Genomic DNA, 17,799 nt, shown 5'->3' on the forward strand with positions numbered 1-17,799 from the left:
TTTTATCTATTTTTTTACAACAAAGAGCTGTATTTTTAGCAACTCATAAAAAAACATATTCTTGAATATTTTATATAACATCTTCAGTTCATTATTTAATCGAATACTTCCGGTTGTTGGATTGTTTACTCCCAAGCTCAAATTATTTGCCACTGGAAGAAAGTTAACCTTTCAAACACTAGAGAAACATTTCCCCGCTCAAGGTCGTACTTTGTGGTTTCATTGTGCATCTTTGGGAGAATATGAACAAGGTGTTCCTGTAATGGAAGCATTAAAAAAGAAATACCCTAACCATAAATTAGTAGTAACTTTTTTCTCACCATCGGGCTATGAAGCAAAGAAAAATAGTACGTTGGCCGATATAATTGTTTATCTTCCTATAGATACAAAGGCAAATGCCAAGCGGTTTATCCAACTTGTACATCCAGAATTGGCAATATTCGTTAAATACGAGTTTTGGCCCAATTATCTTAAAACATTACAGTCTAAAAATATTCCGACAGTATTTATTTCTACAACATTTAGAGAAGATCAAGTGTTTTTTAAGTGGTATGGGGGATTTATGAAAAAGGCCTTGCTAACTATAGATCACTTTTTTGTGCAGGATACTGCTTCTAAAGTATTGATAGAGGGACTAGGTTTTAAAAATGTAACCTTGAGTGGAGATACACGTTTTGATCGTGTGTCGCACCAAATCGAAATGAACAATCATGTTGATTTTATTTCAGAATTTATTGATGAAAGATTGTGTGTAGTAATCGGAAGCTCTTGGCCAGAAGACGAGGAGGTCTTTATCGATTTTGTTAATACAGCTTCAGAAGAAATATGCTTTATTATTGCACCACATGAATTCAAAGAACATAGTATGATTTCATTACAGCAAAAAATCAAAAAGAAGACTGTTTTATATTCTGAAAAAGAAGGAAAGCAAATGAAAGATTACCAGGTGTTTATCATGAATACGATTGGATATTTATCCAGAGTATACAGCTATGGCGATCTTGCGTATGTTGGAGGAGCTATGGGAACCGGTGGTTTGCATAATATTTTAGAGCCTGCCACATTTGGAATTCCCATAATTATAGGTAAGAATTTTGAAAAATTTAGAGAAGCAAAACAACTTCAGAAATTAGCTGGATTATTTTCTGTATCCAATGCCGAAGAATTTTCTAGAACCCTCAATAAACTGATTGATGATAAAAAGTTTAGAGAAAAAACAGGAATGATTGCGGGGCATTTTATTAATAGTAATACCGGGGCTACCGGTTTGATTGTAGCGTATTTGGAAGAGAAAATAAAGAAGGTTTAAAGGTAGAAAAAGTAATCTTTTTAAATTTCTCTAGTCTATTATACCGTTACTGCCTCGTTAAAATATCGTCTAAACGGAAGCATTTCTTTATATACAGTAATCACTTTTTCCATAAAATCATCTTTTAGAACCTCTTCTTTGGTAAGCGGATGAACAACGGCAAAGGTTTTATGTCGAAGTAAATCAATGAATTCGTGATCAGAATTATATCCTTTTGGTGTTGTTTTTAGTTTATTCTCATCGGGATAAAGAGTTCCAAAAGTTGATTTGAAGCTCTTTTTGTTTAAAATTTTCATCAATTCCTCACCATTATAATCGATTGCCTCTCGAATGCTACTTAGGATTTTATGGTCTGGTTTCCAATATCCACCGGCTAGTAAACATTCAGATAGACCAATATGTACATAAAAATCTCCTTGTTTGGTGCGTTGATCTAACCCAGCACCAAAATGATCTTTATAGACCGGCTTATTAGGATGAAAAAGAAGGTTGTTGTTTATACGATTGATTCCCTTTTTACCTGGAGTCGGAAAATAATCAGCATCTATAGCTGCCAATTTTAAATCTAATTCATCTAACCATGTAACGAACGAATTTCTTGTGGTTTGATAACGCTTTCTATTAGCATCCATCCATTCCTTATGATTATTGTTTTGTAAATCATTCAGAAATTGAAATAATGTTTCGAAATCCATAAGTAGTGTTGATAGAGTTTAGGTGCTTAGAATAAACCGTTAAGTTCTGCATCAATACGATTAATAATGTTTCCAAGATCCTCGGGATTATCAACAAAATTGAGGTTATCTACATCTACAATCAGAAGATTTCCTTTATCATAGTCATGAGCCCAAGCCTCATACCGTTCATTAAGTCTACTTAAATAATCAATACTTATAGTATTTTCATACTCTCGGCCACGTTTGTGTATTTGCGCTACAAGATTGGGAATACTACTTCTAAGATAAATCAGTAAATCAGGACCTTCTACAACATTCTCCATAAGGTCAAAAAGAGATTTATAATTTTCGAAGTCACGATTAGTCATTAACCCCATTGCATGTAAGTTTGGAGCAAAAATATAAGCATCCTCATAAATGGTTCTATCTTGTATGATATCTTTTCCGCTTTCTCTAATGTCAAGAATTTGTCTAAAACGACTATTAAGAAAATAAATCTGAAGATTGAAAGACCATCGTTCCATTTTGTTATAGAAATCCTCTAAATAGGGATTCTCTAATACATCTTCAAAATGGGCTTCCCATTTGTAATGTTTAGCAAGTAATCGGGTTAATGTGGTTTTTCCGGCACCGATATTTCCAGCTATTGCTATATGCATATTCGATTGTTTTTTCTTGGGGGGAATTAAAGTTCGGTGGTAAATATAGTGGATTTTATGAGTAACTTGAAAAGGATAGATAAGAATTTAATAAAGACATTTATTTTGAATGCTTTGAGTGTGCTTGATTAGTGTTATGAATTTATTAAAAATTGGACTAACCAGGTTAATATCTGTAATTATAATAGGTAGTATGACGACTATATTAAAATACTAAAAAAGTATAAGCATGAAGATTTATAAAATATTCATAGTGTCGTTTCTATTAACAATTACATCTTGTAATTCTGATCGAATAGATATAGCTAATAAAGAACAAATTAATTTAAAACAAAAAATTATGAAAAATCAGGGTGTAATTACAAAAGTAAGTGTTCAAAACTTTGAAGATACGTATACTACTTTGGTTAAAAATATTACAAATAACCCTAATTTGAAAATTGTAGCAGAGCTTGATCATCAGGCTAATGCTGCATCGGTTGGATTAAAGTTAAACTCGACAAGAATTATCATGTTTGGTAATCCTAATTTGGGCACACCATTGATGCAAAGTTCACAAATAACCGGATTAGATTTGCCTCAAAAGATACTAGTGTGGCAAGATGATCATGGCAAGGTAAAGGTATCCTACAATGATCCAGCCTATGTGCAAAATAGACATGCGATAGAAGGAAAAAGTGATGTGCTACAAAAGATAAGTAGTGCCTTAGATGGACTTACCAATAAAGCTATTGGCAATTTTTAATGTAAATATGTGTTAATTTTGAAGTTTTACTTTAATAGGCCCTCCGCTAGACACATAAGTCCCACCTATTTCGTCAATATTGACATCTAACTCGTCTCTAGTGCTAATAGCGTTAAGATCGACCTTAAGTTTGTCATAGGTGTCAATGTTTTTAATATTTACATCGATTTCATCTGCACTGCTGAGTCTTACTGTTATGCTTCCGTCATTATTTATAGGTACTATCCCATAATTAGTTTCAGAAGTATTATTAGCATGTGCTTTAGGGATGACTTCAATATCTCTTATCACAATAATAACCAGGCATACAGCAATAACGGTAAAAATAAATTGGGTGTACTTGTCAGTTTTCATAACGTAAGATTTTATGTTTATATAAAGATACCAATAAAGGTGCCAAAATCCCGTATGTCTTGCTTTTGGGATATAAAAAAAGATGCCCATAAGGCATCTTTAATATTGTTATTGTGCTTTGAGTAGTTCTTTGTATCTGTCTTTGTAGATATATAGCATAAGAATATTTAATGCTAAAAATGCTACACCAATATACCAATGTTTAGTGTCTAGCTTAATGTGGTATAAAAAAGCATTGACCGATACGCTCATTAATATAACCATCATTAAGGGAGCAAATCTATTTGCTAATAATGCGATTCCAGCACAAATTTCTACAATAGCAACTAGCATCATAGTTTTTGATGACACTAAAGCCCTTAAAAAACTTGAAGCGATTTTTGTTGAAGGAGCGGGTGGATCCATAAAATAAAACAATTTGTTGCATCCAAAAAATAGAATGGCAAGGCCAAAGACTATCTTAATTCCCAGGATTACTTTTGCATTCATAGTGATTAAATTTTTGGTTATTCATACCTATAGGTAACGTAACAAGTTTTCTTAAATTGCCGGGTGATAAATGATTATCGTACAATTTTTGGGTTGTAAGTTGCTAAAACATGCATTGAATCTGCTATTTGGCTATATTTTTTAACGTAAAATCCTACAAAAAGCAGCTATAACCGTATATGTGCCTTAAAATCAGCAAGAAAAACAAATAAAAAAGGTTAGTTTTGCATTTTTAAAAGCAATATAAGACCTCAAAACTCGTTTTGAGGCATAACTAACCAAAGACCTCAAAAATGACTAAACCAACCAGTCGATTGCATTTTCTGGATGCAATACGCGCCTTTGCTATCATGATGATGCTTCAAGGGCATTTCGTACATGCACTTTTGGGCGATTTATATCGCGATCGAAACAACACCATATATACTATTTGGGAATATTTTAGGGGGATGACGGCTCCTACTTTTTTTACTATTACCGGTTTTATTTTTACCTATTTATTATTAAAACAAGGTACAACGGGATTAGAGAATCCGAGAGTGTTAAAGGGGATAAAAAGGGCAATTAAGGTTATTTTTTGGGGGTATTTACTTCGTTTAAGCCTGTATGCAGTTTTTAGTGGAACTGTAAATCCATCATTTTTTTATGTAGATGTTTTGCAATGCATAGGCACCTCATTATTATTGCTAATAGGCGTATATCTTGTTTTTTGTAGATATAATGGTGCATTGTTTCAAAATGCAGTACTTATAGCAGGAGTCGTAGTTTTTATTTTACAACCTGTATATGGTAATTGTATATTAGAATTTTTACCAAAAACTGTGGCCAATTACTTTACAAGCCGAAATGGATCTGTTTTTACTTTGTTTCCTTGGTTTGGTTATGTGTGCTTTGGAAGTTTTATGGCAACCCTGTTCTTGAAATATGGAAAACAAAAGATGTTTTATTCGTATGCAGTTATGAGTCTTTTGTCAATTGGGGTGTTACTAGTATTTGCTTCTTCAGGTATATTAATGTTTCTACATAGTATAACTAATCTGGCTGTTTTTAAATCTGTGGCATATAATAATTTCTTGTTTATACGATTAGGAAACGTATGTATACTTTTTGCTGTTTTTATGCTACTAAAGAACTATTTAACTAGTCCAATTTTAACTAAAATTGGCGGAAAAACATTGTCTATCTATATCATTCATTTTTTTGTGCTTTACGGAAGTTGGTTTGGTTTGGGTCTTAGTAGATTCTTCTATCATGATTTAACCCCTACTCAAGTTGTGATTGGTGCTTTGTTGTTCGTATCAGGTATTTGTGCTTTAGTTTTGTATTATTATAAATATGAAGAACGATTAAAGTTTCAATTACACATCCTAATAGATGCTGTCCATAAAAAAGTTAGAATTACTTTATTTGAAATCTTTAGAGTGATCAAAAATGATGTAATTCGCAGATATAAAAATAGTAGATAAACAAGAGCTTATTAATCTGAAGCATTTGGATATGAGTTAATGTTTTTTTTATTATATTAAAAATCAGTATCTTATAGTGGTCTAATCAATATATATTTTGTCATGCCAACTATAAAATCATTAAACAAATGGGCTAATGCACATTCATATTACCCATTAGATTTGTTAAGAATTGCTCTTGGTGTATTCTTATTTATAAAAGGAATAAATTTTGTAAGTGATAGTCAGATTCTTGTAGATTTAATTAAGCCAGTACAAAATCTTGCAGGGGGTATGATTATGATTCACTATGTTGCTCCGGCACATTTAATAGGAGGGATATTGATTGCTTTTGGATTACTAACGCGATGGTCTACTGCCGCTCAACTTCCGTTATTAATTGGTGCTGTTGTTATTAACTTTTTAGGAGAAATGAATGTGGCAAATCTTATTATTGCCAGTATCATTTTAGTATTATGTGTTTTCTTCTTGTTTTATGGATCAGGAAAACATTCTGTTGATTATTATTTAAAGATGCAACAGTAAATATTTCTTATACTCTTTTTTCTTACCAATCTGACAAACGTGATTCTTTGATGTTGGTAGGAATGTTAATATATATAGTATCTATGAGTTTTGAAGTTTTAATTACATTTTTATAACTAGAGAACCTTTTTTTATTTCTTCGAATTTGCCTTTTTGTTTTTTTCCACTTCTTTGCTTTATGGATAGAATCTTTTGGTTTTTGATTTTGTAACACTTCATAGGTAGAAGTGTTAGAGAATTGACTATCCGTATTAATCTGTCCTATAGATGAAAAAGATATCCATAGTAACGCAATGGTTATAGGGGTTTTTAATTTCATTTTTTTAACTTTTTAGAGATTAAATGACTAACATAAAGCAGGCAATCCATATTGCGTTATTTATAATTAGGAATAAAGAGGTAATTCTCTGATATTCAATTACAAATATAATCTTGCTATTTCGATTTTGGTAGGGGAAAAACAATAGAAATGCATGGGGTTTTTTCCCCCATTTGATAAATAGAGGTACTATTGTTATTTAGTTCTTCTTCAATAGAATACTAATTTCTTTTGAAGGGTTTTGATGAAATGGGTACAGGCACTAGATTGTGTTTCGACTTAGTAGATATAGGGCGAGAATGTAAACGTTTTTTAAGAAATTTTGTGTGTATTAATTAAGTAAGTCTGTAATTAAAAGCTTGCTTATATAGAATGTAGTGGTAATAAAAAATCTCCCTTAGTACTACTATGTTCTAATTACCATCCTGATAAACGAGATTCCTTTCTATTGATAGGAATATCCATATATATAGTATCTATCGTTTTAAAAGTATGGATCTCGTTATTAAGTTCTGAAAATCTTTTTTTGTTTTTTTGGAGCTGTTTTTTGATTTTTCTCCACTCTTTTTTACTGTAGAATTGTTTGTCTCTACGAGAAATGTTTTTAATAGGAGCTCTTAATACCAAACGATCTACCATAGGGATTTTATCGGTGCTATACTGTTCCTCTTGGATTTGATCATCAATAGTTCTAACAGGAGTTAAATCATTTATAAACTCCTGACTAAATGAGGTAGAACAAACCCACAACAAAGAAAAAGTAATTAGCAATTTTAATTTCATTCCCCTAAATTTTAATAACATTCTTGCTCTTATCTTTTTTATCAAGCGTGAATTAAATAATCAAGATAAATATCTATAAAGTCACATCGATACTATATTCCCGAATGATACAATAAATACCTTAAGTATTAAGGGGTAAATGTAATGATATTCTACCAGTTTCTTAATACGGAAAAACCACATTTTTTCGGATGTTTCAAAAAAATCGATAAAGAGCGTTTAAAACCGGTTGTACACTATATTTCAAATGCTTTTTTAACAGCTTCTACGTGATCAAGTTTCTCCCAAGTAAAAAGCTCTACTTCTTTTTCTATTTTCCCAGAATATGGACTTTCAAAAACTTTGTTAATAATTTTTGGTTCTTTACCCATGTGACCATATGCAGCAGTCTCTTGATAGATTGGGTTGCGTAGTTTAAGGCGTTTTTCTATTGCGGCTGGTCGCATATCAAAAATTACTCCTACTTTTTTCGCAATTTCACCATCAGTTAATCCTAAAGAACTGGTACCATAGGTGTCAACAAAAATTGAAGTAGGTTCTACTACACCTATTGCGTATGAAACCTGAACTAATACTTCGTTTGCCACTCCTGCAGCCACTAAATTCTTTGCGATATGCCTTGAAGCATATGCTGCTGATCTATCTACTTTACTTGGATCTTTTCCAGAAAAAGCTCCACCACCATGAGCGCCTTTACCGCCATAAGTATCAACAATAATTTTTCTTCCGGTAAGACCAGTATCTCCATGAGGTCCTCCGATTACGAATTTCCCTGTTGGGTTAATATGATATTCAATTTCACCATTAAAAAGCTGCTGAACATATTCTGGTAATTGAGCAACTACTCTTGGTATCAAAATTGAAATGATGTCATTTTTTATTTTCGACAACATGATATCATCATTATCATCAAAATCATCGTGTTGCGTAGATACTACAATAGCTACAATTCGTTGTGGAATATTGTCATCACTATATTCAATGGTAACCTGACTTTTAGAATCTGGTCGCAGATACGGTATTTCTGTACCTTCACGTCTTAGCTTTGCCAATTCGATCAGGATTTTATGAGATATATCAAGTGCCAAAGGCATGTAATTAGCGGTTTCTTTAGTTGCATACCCAAACATCATTCCTTGATCTCCAGCACCTTGCTCTTCTTTAGATTCTCTATCAACACCTTGGTTTATATCTTGTGATTGTTCATGAATTAAAGAGATTACACCACAAGAATCACCACTAAATTGATATGCGCCTTTTGTATATCCAATTTTATTAATTACTTCTCTTGCGATATGTTGTACATCAAGATAAGTTTTGGATTTTACTTCACCAGCTAATACTACCTGACCTGTAGTTACTAAAGTCTCACATGCTACCTTAGAGTCGGGGTCAAAAGCTAAAAAATTATCTAATAATGCATCACTAATCTGATCTGCAACCTTATCTGGGTGCCCTTCAGATACACTTTCTGAAGTAAATAAATATGCCATTCGTTATTTGTTTTGTAGGGAACACCGAGACGTGATTACAATAAAAGCTTTTGACAGAATGTTTTTTGAATCAAGCTGTTTTAGCATTTTTTATTATGTTGAGAATTATTTCAACATTTTGGGTTGCAATCAGTCAAATTTATCCCTGAAAATATTTCGGCAAAGGTAAAAAAAATGATAACATTCGAAAGTATTTAACGTATGATTAATTTTTCTTTATTCTGGCAATGTGTTAAAGGGTAGTTTTTAAATAAAATATTTTTTTTCAATTATAATCATTCAGTTTAAAAATTATTACTAGTTTTGTTTTCAAGTTTCTTATACATTTTAGTAAGTTATTAAGAAAGGTGGAGGGAATAGACCCTATGAAACCTTAGCAACCCTTTAAGCGTTCCGACAACCATCGGGATCATAAAGAAGGTGCTAAATTCTATCCTGCATTGATTAATCAGGAGAAGATAACTCGATACAATTGCTTTTCATTGCGATTGCATTTCCTTTCTTTTTAATTTTCTATAACATACACTAAGTAAAGATGTATGATGTATTTGAATTTTATTAAACCATAAAATTTAAATTTAGAAAATTATGAGCACACAAAAATTTGCGACAGAAGCTTTGCACTCAGGTCATGATGTAACTGCAAATGGAGGAACTAGAGCCGTTCCTATTTATCAAACTACGTCCTATGTGTTTAATAATGCTGATCATGCAGCAAACCTGTTTAATTTATCTGAACCAGGATTTATTTATACAAGATTAAATAACCCAACAAACGATATCTTAGAACAACGATTGGCAACACTCGAGGGAGGTATTGCTGGGGTCGTTACTGCATCTGGTACAGCGGCTATTAATACGACATTACTAACCCTGTTAAAAGCAGGAGACCATATTGTAGCATCTAGTAGTTTGTATGGCGGAACCTATAATCTTTTAAGTGTTACATTACCTAGATTTGGTATTACAACAACTTTTGTAGATCCGTCTGATGCTAAAAACTTTGGTGAAGCGGTAAAAGAAAATACACGTGCCTTTTTTGTTGAATCTTTAGGAAATCCAAAGCTTGATGTTCTGGATTTAAAAGCAATAGCAACCCATGCAAAAATGCATAAAGTACCACTAATTGTAGATAATACAGTTGCTACACCTGCATTATTAAACCCTATAGCGCATGGTGCCAATATCGTGATTCATTCTCTTACCAAATATATCAGCGGTAATGGTACCTCTTTAGGAGGAGCTATTATAGATGCAGGTACTTTTGATTGGTCAAGTGGTAAGTTTCCAGAGTTTACAGAACCCTCTCCTGGATATCATGGTTTAGTGTATCATGAAGCTTTAGGTCCGGCAGCTTTTATTGCTAAAGTAAGGATAGAGGGATTGCGAGATCATGGAGCAGCTTTGAGTCCGTTTAATGCATTTCAAATTTTACAAGGATTAGAAACTTTAGAAATTAGAATCAAAAAACATAGCGAGAATGCATTGTCGCTAGCAAAATGGTTGCAACAACGAGATGAGGTGGCTTGGGTAAAATATCCAGGTCTTGAAGATGATGTTTACCATGAATTAGCAAAACAATATCTTCCGAAGGGACAAAGTGGTATAATTACGTTTGGAGTAAAAGGTGGATTTGACTCGGCAAAAACAGTATCAGACGAAACCAAGATTTTTTCTCTGTTAGCTAATATTGGAGATTCTAAATCTTTAATCATTCATCCTGCCAGCACTACACATCAGCAACTTAATGAGGAACAACAAGAATCAACAGGGGTAACTAGTGATTTAATCAGGCTTTCTGTAGGACTTGAGGATATTGAAGATCTTAAAACCGATTTAAAAGAAGCTTTCGAAAAAGTAAAAGTTAATATATAATTGCTAAGGCTTTCTTACTATAGAGAAAGCGAGAATTAGTTCCTGGATGTATTTTGGGGATGAATGGGAAAAATTATTTAAAATATGCTCCATAAAATTCAAATATCTGATTATACTACGATCAATGGGAAGTCACTAAGTTCAATTTCATTGACTTATGAGATTTTTGGTAAATCATTGCATACCGCTCCGATTGTTTTAGTTAATCATGCATTGACTGGTAATTCTACAGTTTGTGGAGACCATGGGTGGTGGAATGGTTTGATTGGAAAAGGAAAATGTATCGATACAAATACATATACTGTACTTTCTTTTAATATCCCGGGGAATGGATATCACCAGAATGACGAGTATTTACATGAAGACTATAAAATATTTAATGCCAGAGATGTTGCTGCTATTTTTGCTGAAGGTTTAAAATTACTTAAGATCGATACATTATATGCTGTAATTGGCGGATCGGTAGGAGGTGGTATCGCTTGGGAATTAGCTGCTTTACAACCCCGATTAATAAAACATCTTATTCCGATCGCAACCGATTGGAAATCTACGGATTGGTTGAAAGCTAATTGTCTTGTGCAGGAGCAAATCTTATTAAATTCTGAGAACCCTGTTCACGATGCCAGACTTCATGCTATGCTCATTTACAGATCACCAGAGTCGTTTAAACAAAAATTTAATCGTACGTACAACGACGAAAGCGATATGTTTAATATTGAAAGTTGGTTAATGCATCACGGTAAAAAACTGAACGAAAGATTTACACTTTCGGCATACAAAGAGCTAAACCATATTCTTGCTAATATTGATATTACCTGTGATAGAGATGAAGGTTTTCTTGAGATTATAAGCGCAATAGAATCAAATATTCATATTGTTAGCGTTGATTCTGATGTGTTTTTTACAATTTCAGAAGATACCATCACATTCGAAGAAGTAAAAAAGGTAAAGCAAAATGTTACTCACAAGGTGATCAATTCTGTTCATGGTCATGATGCCTTTTTGATAGAGTTTGAACAATTAAGTGAGTTGTTGAAAGATGTATTTTAAAGGAAAATAAAATTTCGAAGAGATGAAAATTTTAAAATTTGGAGGAAAATCACTGGCTAATGGTAAAGGAATCCAAACGGTAGTGGATATTATCAAAAGCAAAGTTAATAAAGGAGAAAAAGTTACCGTAGTGCTCTCTGCCAGAGGAAATACAACAGATGAATTAGAAGACATTCTTGAAAAAGCCCATAAAAGCGAAAATTATCGGGAACAACTGGAGGCTTTTAAAAAATATCAGCTTTCAGATTTTAAAAGTGTGGATATCACTCAGGAGTTCGAAACCTTGGATAAACTTTTTGAAGGTGTATCGCTGCTTGGGGATTATAGCAAGAGAATAAAAGATCTGGTTTTGTCTCAGGGAGAAATCATCTCGGCTAAATTGGTGACTCAAATTCTTAAAAAAGAAAATATAAATGCACATTTTACAGATAGTAGAAAGTTGATTATTACCGATGGCCAATTTGGTGATGCACATCCCCTGGATGCATTATCAAAAGAGAATGTGATTAATCATTTTCAAAAATACAATGGCTCTACTGTAAATGTTGTTACCGGGTTTATTGGATCTAATACCAAAAATGAAACTACCACACTCGGTAGGAATGGTAGTAATTATACGGCTTCGCTGTTGGCTAATTATCTAGAAGCCGAAGAATTGCAAAATTTCACTCATGTAGACGGAATATATACGGCTAATCCCAGTTTAGTGCCGAGTGCAAAAAAAATTGAAAAATTGTCCTATGCCGAGGCGAATGAGTTAGCGCATTTTGGAGCTAACATTCTTCATGCAAAAACTATTATTCCGTTAATTGAAAAAAATATTCCAATAAGAATCCTAAATACTTTTGATCATAAAAGCAAAGGAACTTTAATCACTTCTAAAGCTAATGAGCAAGGCATCAAGTCGCTATCGGTTTTAGAGCATGTGGCTTTGATTAATCTAGAAGGAAGAGGCCTCTTAGGGAAAGTAGGTATAGATGCCAGAATTTTTAAAGCTTTAGCGTATAAAAATATAAATGTGAGTATTATTTCTCAGGGATCTTCAGAACGAGGAATTGGATTTGTAGTTAATGCTCATCAGGCAGAAGAAGCGAAGTCTATTCTGGAAGAAGAGTTTGAAATAGACTTTTATAAACGGGATGTAAGTGCGATTTCAATAGAGCAAGATGTATCTGTAATTTCGATCATAGGTCAGGATCTTAGCACATTTCATAAGCCGTATAATGCGTTAATTAAAAATCAGGTAATTCCTTTATTGTTTAATAATACGGTTACAGGTAGGAATGTGAGTCTGGTAGTGCGAAAGTCACAACTGAATAAGGCATTAAATGTGATCCATGGAGAGATTTTTGAAATTTCAAAAAAAATAAATATTGCCATATTTGGCCATGGATTAGTTGGAGGGACCCTAATCGATCAGATTTTGCAATCGTCTCAACTAATCGAAAAACGGAAAAAGATAAAACTTAATGTTTTTGCTATTACAAACTCTAGAAAAGCTGTATTAGTCAGTAACGGTGTAGATTCTGATTGGAGATCTAATATAGAAAGAGAAGGAATATCATATACTATTGAAGATATCATCAAATATGCAGATGAGAATCATCTAGAAAACCTCATTGCAATCGATAATACAGCAAGTCAGGAATTTACCAGCCATTATATACGTTTAATAGAACATGGTTTTGATATCGTTTCTTCTAATAAGGTAGCAAATACATTAAGTTTTAAATTTTATAAAGAATTACGAGCAAAGCTTCAAGAGAATCAAAAACAGTATTTGTACGAAACTAATGTTGGAGCGGGTCTTCCTTTGATTGATACGATCAAACTATTGCATTTATCAGGAGAAAATATTACGAGGATCAAAGGAGTTTTTTCTGGATCATTAAGTTATTTGTTCAATACATTCTCTGTTAAAGAAAGATTATTTAGCGATGTACTACAAGAAGCAATCGATAATGGATATACAGAGCCAGATCCAAGAGAAGATTTGTGTGGTAATGATGTGGGTAGAAAGTTATTGATCCTTGCTAGAGAATTGGATTTGAGTAACGAGTTTGAGGATATTAATATTCATAATCTTATTCCAGAGCATCTTAGAGAAGGAGAAGCTTCTGCATTTTTAGAAAAGTTGCAAGAATTAGATTTGGTGTATCAAAACGTTAAAGAAGATCAAAAACCAGGTCATGTATTGAGATATATTGGTGATCTTTGGGGGGATTTGTCTCAGGAAAAAGGAAACCTGGATGTAAAATTAGTGTCGGTTCCTCAAAGTAGTGCGTTAGGACAAGTAAAAGGATCCGACTCTATATTCGAGATTTACACAGAGTCGTATGGAGATCAACCGATAGTAATCCAAGGTGCTGGTGCTGGTGCAGCAGTCACTGCAAGAGGAGTTTTTGGTGATGTGTTACGACTGGCAGATAAAGGAAATAATTAATTGCGTTAGGGATTGCAACGGCATCCTTTTATCATCTGTCTCCTGAGCGGAGTCGAAGGAGTGAATAGAAGATAAAAGATACAGTGGAAAGCCCGACCTTGATCAAATCAAGGGAACGCCCAAATAAATAATGATGAAAATAGAACTTAAAAGAATAGACAGCGATTATCATTTCGAACTAAAAAATGAAAGAGGGCATATCACACATATAGATAGCAAGGCCGAAGTAGGGGGGCACGACCTAGCCCCAAGCCCAATGGAATATGTGCTGATGGGGGTAGCAGGATGTAGTGCTATTGATGTGATTTCTATTTTAAAAAAACAACGACAAGAGGTTAAAGATTACAGAGCCGAAGTAGACGGTACAAGAGAAAAGATAGATGGAGCATCTCCATTTAAAAATATTGCGGTAACTGTTTATTTAGAAGGAGATATTGCACCCGAAAAAGCTAAAAGAGCGGCACAATTATCATTCGAAAAATATTGCTCGGTATCTAAAACCTTAGAGCCTACTGCTAAAATAGAATATAAAGTAGTGGTTAATAATAAAGAAGTATGAGTTTAGAACATAAAAATTTTGAAACACAAGCTGTAAGAACACAGACAGATAAGACGCAATTTTTAGAGCATTCTACTCCTATGTATCTTACTTCGGGCTTTGTTTTCGAGGATTCTGAAGAAATGAGAGCTGCTTTCGCAGAAGAAAAAGAGCGGAATCTTTATAGTCGTTTTAGTAATCCCAATACTACCGAGTTTGTAGATAAGATTTGCGCATTAGAAGGAGCCGAGGATGGGTATGCATTTGCAACAGGAATGGCAGCAGTGTTTTCGACATTTGCTGCATTATTAGATGCAGGGGATCATATTGTATCGGCACGATCTGTATTTGGTTCGACACATACATTATTTACTAAGTATTTCCCAAAATGGAATATAGAAACTTCTTATTTTAAAGTAGATGAAGTAGAAAAAGTAGAAGACTTGATTACCCCTAATACGAAAATAATTTATGCAGAGTCTCCAACAAATCCTGGAGTTGATGTACTGGATTTAGAAAGGTTAGGTAAGATTGCAAAAAAACATAATGTATTGTTGGTTATTGACAACTGTTTCGCAACTCCGTACCTGCAAAACCCAATCAAGTTTGGGGCAGATTTAGTAATCCATTCGGCTACCAAATTGATAGATGGACAAGGAAGAGTATTGGGTGGTGTTACCGTTGGTAAAAAAGAATTAATTAGAGAAATTTATTTGTTTTCTCGTAATACAGGTCCTGCTTTGTCGCCGTTTAATGCTTGGGTATTGTCTAAAAGTTTAGAGACCTTAGCGGTTAGAGTAGATCGCCATTGTGAAAATGCATTAAAATTAGCTACATTCTTAGAAACACACCCTAAAGTGAATTGGGTGAAGTATCCATTTTTGAAATCTCATCCGCAATATGAGGTGGCTAAAAAACAAATGAAACTTGGTGGTAATATAGTAGCATTCGAGGTAAAAGGGGGAGTAGAGGCAGGGAAAACTTTCTTTGATACTGTAAAAATGTGTTCGCTTTCTGCAAACTTAGGGGATACAAGAACAATAGTTACTCATCCAGCATCAACAACCCATAGTAAGCTAGCCGATGACGATAAATTAGTTGTTGGTATTACTGATGGGATGGTACGTTGTTCTGTTGGATTAGAACATATTGATGATATTATTAGTGATATCAATCAAGCTCTAGAAAATCTATAAACAAAAGAGCAGTGCAAATTATATGCACTGCCCTTTTGGTTTCATAATTAAAATATTTATATCCTAATTCTCTTATTGTTTAATGAGTTCAATAAACTGATCTCCAGTTATTGTAAGAGTAAGTGTTCCTAATGCGGTTTCTACCGTAGTTTCTTCATTAATTATCAATTTTAGGGTCATTGCCTGCGCGCTTAGTGCTATGATTTCGAAGGATTGGATTTCTCCTTGTACAGTTGTGGTGAGTGTGTTATTATTTACAGTCCACTCTCCAGTTCCGAGAAATTCTGGAACAACTTCTTCAACCGTAATCGGTTCTTGTAAGGGAATACTAAAAGTTGCCACTAGTGTAAAACCTCCGTTACTGGATAAGGTACTGGGCTCATTCTCTACAGTTGCTTCTGTAAGTGTAACAGAAGCATTATAATCTTTGCCAGAAATAGTATAAGTACCGCTAATGGGAAGGCCTTGTACTGTTGTGGTAAAGGTTCCGTTTTCAGATTTAACATCTACCAAATTCCATTCTCCAGGAATAAGGGATGCATCAGCTACAAATGGAGCGACGGCATCATCATCACTACTACAAGATGTAAATAAAGTAGTGGATATGACAAATAAAAATAGGACACATTTTTTCATAATTCATGATTTTGATACTATACTAAGATAGTAAACGTATAATGAAACAAGATGTTTTTTGATAAAAAGTCCCTTCTAGAGCTGCTTTTAGAGGTAATTAGGAAGTGTTGATATGATGAATTAATACGATATTTTGAGCTTACCTTAATAATCTACTAAATTACTGGGTTATTTATTAATAATATCACAATTCTTAGAATTCGAGTAAGATTTTAGAATCATTTAGACTAAGAAATAAATTTTTATATATACATTTGTTTAATAATCTACTATTCCGATAGGGTAATAGAATTTCAAAAAAAATGATTGTAGATCAAATGATATTAGATAAAGTAGCTACGCAGAAAACAACGTATCACGATGATAAGTCTTCTGAGAAACCATTACGTAGTATTGCAAAGGCTGTTAGCTGGAGAGTTATAGGAACTCTGGATACCTTAATAGTATCTTATATCCTTACAGGAGAAATAGTTTTGGCCACCTCTATTGCGTCTATTGATTTTGTAACCAAAATGGTTCTATATTTCTTTCATGAAAGATTATGGAATCGTATCAAATGGGGAAAATAATTGCTGAATTAGAAAAAGAAGTATTGACAAATGAGTTTTACTGAAAAACAAATTGAAGATTTAAATAGAGAGTTAAAGGATAAAACTCCATTAGAGGTTGCTCAATGGGCTATTGCTAATGCAAAAAAGCCTGTAGTGACTACCAATTTCAGACCCTATGAAGCGGCAATTCTTAATGTTTGTGTAGAAGCACAAAGTGAAATCCCGGTTATTTGGTGTGACTCTGGGTATAATACACCTAATACATATCGCCATGCAGAGCAGGTAATAGAACAATTGGGATTAAATGTCAAGCTTTATGTACCTAAGCAGACCACCGCGCATAGAGATTCAGTAATGGGTATTCCAGATATAGACGACCCTATGCACAAAGTGTTTACCGAACAGGTAAAATTAGAACCGTTCAAAAGAGCGATGAGTGATTTTACTCCAGATGTTTGGTTTACAAACCTTAGAAAAGGACAAACGGCTCTTAGAGACTCACTTGATATTTTAAGTTTGGGTAAAGATGGAGTTTTAAAAGTGAGTCCTTTCTATTATTATAGCGATGCAGAATTAGATATATACTTAGAAGAGAATAAGTTGCCAAACGAATTCAAATATTTTGACCCGACTAAGGTGTTAGAAAATAGAGAATGTGGGTTGCATACTAACTAATAAATGACGAAAAAGA

The 17,799-nt window shown here is 33.5% G+C and carries 19 protein-coding genes and 1 riboswitch; of the genes, 11 read left to right on the forward strand and 8 right to left on the reverse strand.

Annotation, left to right across the window (positions count from 1 at the left end; translation table 11 throughout):
• The first annotated feature begins 61 nt into the window (after positions 1-61).
• The gene (locus tag ABW637_RS09910; protein WP_367584528.1) at positions 62-1,309 is read left to right on the forward strand and encodes a 3-deoxy-D-manno-octulosonic acid transferase; all 1,248 of its coding nucleotides are present in this window, start codon (positions 62-64) and stop codon (positions 1,307-1,309) included.
• A gap of 38 nt (positions 1,310-1,347) precedes the next feature.
• On the opposite strand, the gene ABW637_RS09915 is transcribed toward ABW637_RS09910, so the two are convergent.
• Both ABW637_RS09915 and ABW637_RS09920 read right to left on the reverse strand, forming a co-directional pair.
• On the reverse strand, positions 1,348-2,004 hold the full coding sequence (locus tag ABW637_RS09915) for a DUF2461 domain-containing protein (protein ID WP_367584529.1): 657 nt from the start codon (positions 2,002-2,004) through the stop codon (positions 1,348-1,350).
• Positions 2,005-2,030: 26 nt separating this feature from the next.
• On the reverse strand, positions 2,031-2,645 hold the full coding sequence (locus ABW637_RS09920; RefSeq protein WP_367584530.1) for a deoxynucleoside kinase: 615 nt from the start codon (positions 2,643-2,645) through the stop codon (positions 2,031-2,033).
• A gap of 340 nt (positions 2,646-2,985) precedes the next feature.
• Between ABW637_RS09920 and ABW637_RS09925 the strand changes: the two genes are divergently transcribed.
• Entirely contained in the window at positions 2,986-3,390 is a 405-nt protein-coding gene (locus ABW637_RS09925; protein WP_367584531.1) for a DUF302 domain-containing protein, read from the forward strand.
• Positions 3,391-3,402: 12 nt separating this feature from the next.
• Here ABW637_RS09925 and ABW637_RS09930 read toward each other — a convergent pair whose 3' ends face one another.
• Both ABW637_RS09930 and ABW637_RS09935 read right to left on the reverse strand, forming a co-directional pair.
• Complete coding sequence (locus ABW637_RS09930) at positions 3,403-3,744, reverse strand: hypothetical protein (RefSeq protein WP_367584532.1); 342 nt, start codon at positions 3,742-3,744, stop codon at positions 3,403-3,405.
• Between the two features lie 108 nt (positions 3,745-3,852).
• Positions 3,853-4,233 (reverse strand): DoxX family protein, encoded by a 381-nt coding sequence (locus ABW637_RS09935; RefSeq protein ID WP_367584533.1) that lies wholly within the window; start codon positions 4,231-4,233, stop codon positions 3,853-3,855.
• Positions 4,234-4,526: 293 nt separating this feature from the next.
• Here ABW637_RS09935 and ABW637_RS09940 point away from each other — a divergent pair, with 293 nt between their 5' ends.
• Both ABW637_RS09940 and ABW637_RS09945 read left to right on the forward strand, forming a co-directional pair.
• Positions 4,527-5,699 (forward strand): heparan-alpha-glucosaminide N-acetyltransferase domain-containing protein, encoded by a 1,173-nt coding sequence (locus tag ABW637_RS09940; RefSeq protein WP_367584534.1) that lies wholly within the window; start codon positions 4,527-4,529, stop codon positions 5,697-5,699.
• Positions 5,700-5,801: 102 nt separating this feature from the next.
• Entirely contained in the window at positions 5,802-6,224 is a 423-nt protein-coding gene (locus tag ABW637_RS09945; RefSeq protein ID WP_367584535.1) for a DoxX family protein, read from the forward strand.
• A gap of 22 nt (positions 6,225-6,246) precedes the next feature.
• Here ABW637_RS09945 and ABW637_RS09950 read toward each other — a convergent pair whose 3' ends face one another.
• The 3 genes from ABW637_RS09950 to metK all read right to left on the reverse strand — a co-directional run bounded on the left by ABW637_RS09950 (position 6,247) and on the right by metK (position 8,819).
• Positions 6,247-6,543 (reverse strand): hypothetical protein, encoded by a 297-nt coding sequence (locus ABW637_RS09950; RefSeq protein WP_367584536.1) that lies wholly within the window; start codon positions 6,541-6,543, stop codon positions 6,247-6,249.
• Between the two features lie 417 nt (positions 6,544-6,960).
• Positions 6,961-7,326, reverse strand: a complete 366-nt coding sequence (locus ABW637_RS09955) for a hypothetical protein (RefSeq protein WP_367584537.1) — start codon at positions 7,324-7,326, stop codon at positions 6,961-6,963.
• A 236-nt stretch (positions 7,327-7,562) separates the two neighbouring features.
• The gene (gene metK, locus ABW637_RS09960; RefSeq protein WP_367584538.1) at positions 7,563-8,819 is read right to left on the reverse strand and encodes a methionine adenosyltransferase; all 1,257 of its coding nucleotides are present in this window, start codon (positions 8,817-8,819) and stop codon (positions 7,563-7,565) included.
• 332 nt (positions 8,820-9,151) lie between these two features.
• A riboswitch (SAM riboswitch) is annotated at positions 9,152-9,284 on the forward strand.
• 123 nt (positions 9,285-9,407) lie between these two features.
• Between metK and ABW637_RS09965 the strand changes: the two genes are divergently transcribed.
• The 5 genes from ABW637_RS09965 (at position 9,408) to ABW637_RS09985 (ending at position 15,921) form a co-directional block, all read left to right on the forward strand.
• A complete protein-coding gene (locus ABW637_RS09965; RefSeq protein WP_367584539.1) occupies positions 9,408-10,694 on the forward strand; it encodes an O-acetylhomoserine aminocarboxypropyltransferase/cysteine synthase family protein in 1,287 nt (428 codons plus the stop codon).
• An 84-nt stretch (positions 10,695-10,778) separates the two neighbouring features.
• On the forward strand, positions 10,779-11,744 hold the full coding sequence (locus tag ABW637_RS09970) for an alpha/beta fold hydrolase (protein WP_367584540.1): 966 nt from the start codon (positions 10,779-10,781) through the stop codon (positions 11,742-11,744).
• Between the two features lie 22 nt (positions 11,745-11,766).
• A complete protein-coding gene (gene thrA / locus ABW637_RS09975; protein ID WP_367584541.1) occupies positions 11,767-14,187 on the forward strand; it encodes a bifunctional aspartate kinase/homoserine dehydrogenase I in 2,421 nt (806 codons plus the stop codon).
• 133 nt (positions 14,188-14,320) lie between these two features.
• Positions 14,321-14,746: an OsmC family protein gene (locus tag ABW637_RS09980; RefSeq protein WP_367585287.1), complete on the forward strand. Its 426-nt coding sequence runs from the start codon at positions 14,321-14,323 to the stop codon at positions 14,744-14,746.
• A complete protein-coding gene (locus tag ABW637_RS09985) occupies positions 14,743-15,921 on the forward strand; it encodes a trans-sulfuration enzyme family protein (RefSeq protein WP_367584542.1) in 1,179 nt (392 codons plus the stop codon). The genes ABW637_RS09980 and ABW637_RS09985 overlap by 4 nt, the downstream gene beginning before the upstream one ends.
• 72 nt (positions 15,922-15,993) lie before the next feature.
• Here ABW637_RS09985 and ABW637_RS09990 read toward each other — a convergent pair whose 3' ends face one another.
• Positions 15,994-16,557 (reverse strand): hypothetical protein, encoded by a 564-nt coding sequence (locus tag ABW637_RS09990; RefSeq protein ID WP_367584543.1) that lies wholly within the window; start codon positions 16,555-16,557, stop codon positions 15,994-15,996.
• Between the two features lie 302 nt (positions 16,558-16,859).
• Here ABW637_RS09990 and ABW637_RS09995 point away from each other — a divergent pair, with 302 nt between their 5' ends.
• Positions 16,860-17,126, forward strand: coding sequence for a DUF2061 domain-containing protein (locus ABW637_RS09995; RefSeq protein WP_367584544.1), 267 nt, complete (start codon positions 16,860-16,862; stop codon positions 17,124-17,126).
• 30 nt (positions 17,127-17,156) lie between these two features.
• Positions 17,157-17,783, forward strand: a complete 627-nt coding sequence (locus ABW637_RS10000) for a phosphoadenosine phosphosulfate reductase domain-containing protein (RefSeq protein ID WP_367584545.1) — start codon at positions 17,157-17,159, stop codon at positions 17,781-17,783.
• The last annotated feature ends 16 nt before the right edge of the window (positions 17,784-17,799 follow it).

The sequence above is a fragment of the Aquimarina penaris genome (assembly GCF_040786285.1).
Lineage (GTDB): Bacteria > Bacteroidota > Bacteroidia > Flavobacteriales > Flavobacteriaceae > Aquimarina.

Bases quoted from the DNA above. Each gene is read 5' to 3' on its own strand.
- ABW637_RS09920 (WP_367584530.1), bottom strand. From the start codon at position 2,645: ATGCATATAGCAATAGCTGGAAATATCGGTGCCGGAAAAACCACATTA.
- ABW637_RS10000 (WP_367584545.1), top strand. From the start codon at position 17,157: ATGAGTTTTACTGAAAAACAAATTGAAGATTTAAATAGAGAGTTAAAG.
- ABW637_RS09950 (WP_367584536.1), bottom strand. From the start codon at position 6,543: ATGAAATTAAAAACCCCTATAACCATTGCGTTACTATGGATATCTTTT.
- ABW637_RS09990 (WP_367584543.1), bottom strand. From the start codon at position 16,557: ATGAAAAAATGTGTCCTATTTTTATTTGTCATATCCACTACTTTATTT.
- ABW637_RS09980 (WP_367585287.1), top strand. From the start codon at position 14,321: ATGAAAATAGAACTTAAAAGAATAGACAGCGATTATCATTTCGAACTA.
- ABW637_RS09925 (WP_367584531.1), top strand. From the start codon at position 2,986: ATGAAAAATCAGGGTGTAATTACAAAAGTAAGTGTTCAAAACTTTGAA.
- ABW637_RS09915 (WP_367584529.1), bottom strand. From the start codon at position 2,004: ATGGATTTCGAAACATTATTTCAATTTCTGAATGATTTACAAAACAAT.
- metK (WP_367584538.1), bottom strand. From the start codon at position 8,819: ATGGCATATTTATTTACTTCAGAAAGTGTATCTGAAGGGCACCCAGAT.
- thrA (WP_367584541.1), top strand. From the start codon at position 11,767: ATGAAAATTTTAAAATTTGGAGGAAAATCACTGGCTAATGGTAAAGGA.
- ABW637_RS09930 (WP_367584532.1), bottom strand. From the start codon at position 3,744: ATGAAAACTGACAAGTACACCCAATTTATTTTTACCGTTATTGCTGTA.
- ABW637_RS09940 (WP_367584534.1), top strand. From the start codon at position 4,527: ATGACTAAACCAACCAGTCGATTGCATTTTCTGGATGCAATACGCGCC.
- ABW637_RS09985 (WP_367584542.1), top strand. From the start codon at position 14,743: ATGAGTTTAGAACATAAAAATTTTGAAACACAAGCTGTAAGAACACAG.
- ABW637_RS09955 (WP_367584537.1), bottom strand. From the start codon at position 7,326: ATGAAATTAAAATTGCTAATTACTTTTTCTTTGTTGTGGGTTTGTTCT.
- ABW637_RS09965 (WP_367584539.1), top strand. From the start codon at position 9,408: ATGAGCACACAAAAATTTGCGACAGAAGCTTTGCACTCAGGTCATGAT.
- ABW637_RS09935 (WP_367584533.1), bottom strand. From the start codon at position 4,233: ATGAATGCAAAAGTAATCCTGGGAATTAAGATAGTCTTTGGCCTTGCC.
- ABW637_RS09970 (WP_367584540.1), top strand. From the start codon at position 10,779: ATGCTCCATAAAATTCAAATATCTGATTATACTACGATCAATGGGAAG.
- ABW637_RS09995 (WP_367584544.1), top strand. From the start codon at position 16,860: ATGATTGTAGATCAAATGATATTAGATAAAGTAGCTACGCAGAAAACA.
- ABW637_RS09945 (WP_367584535.1), top strand. From the start codon at position 5,802: ATGCCAACTATAAAATCATTAAACAAATGGGCTAATGCACATTCATAT.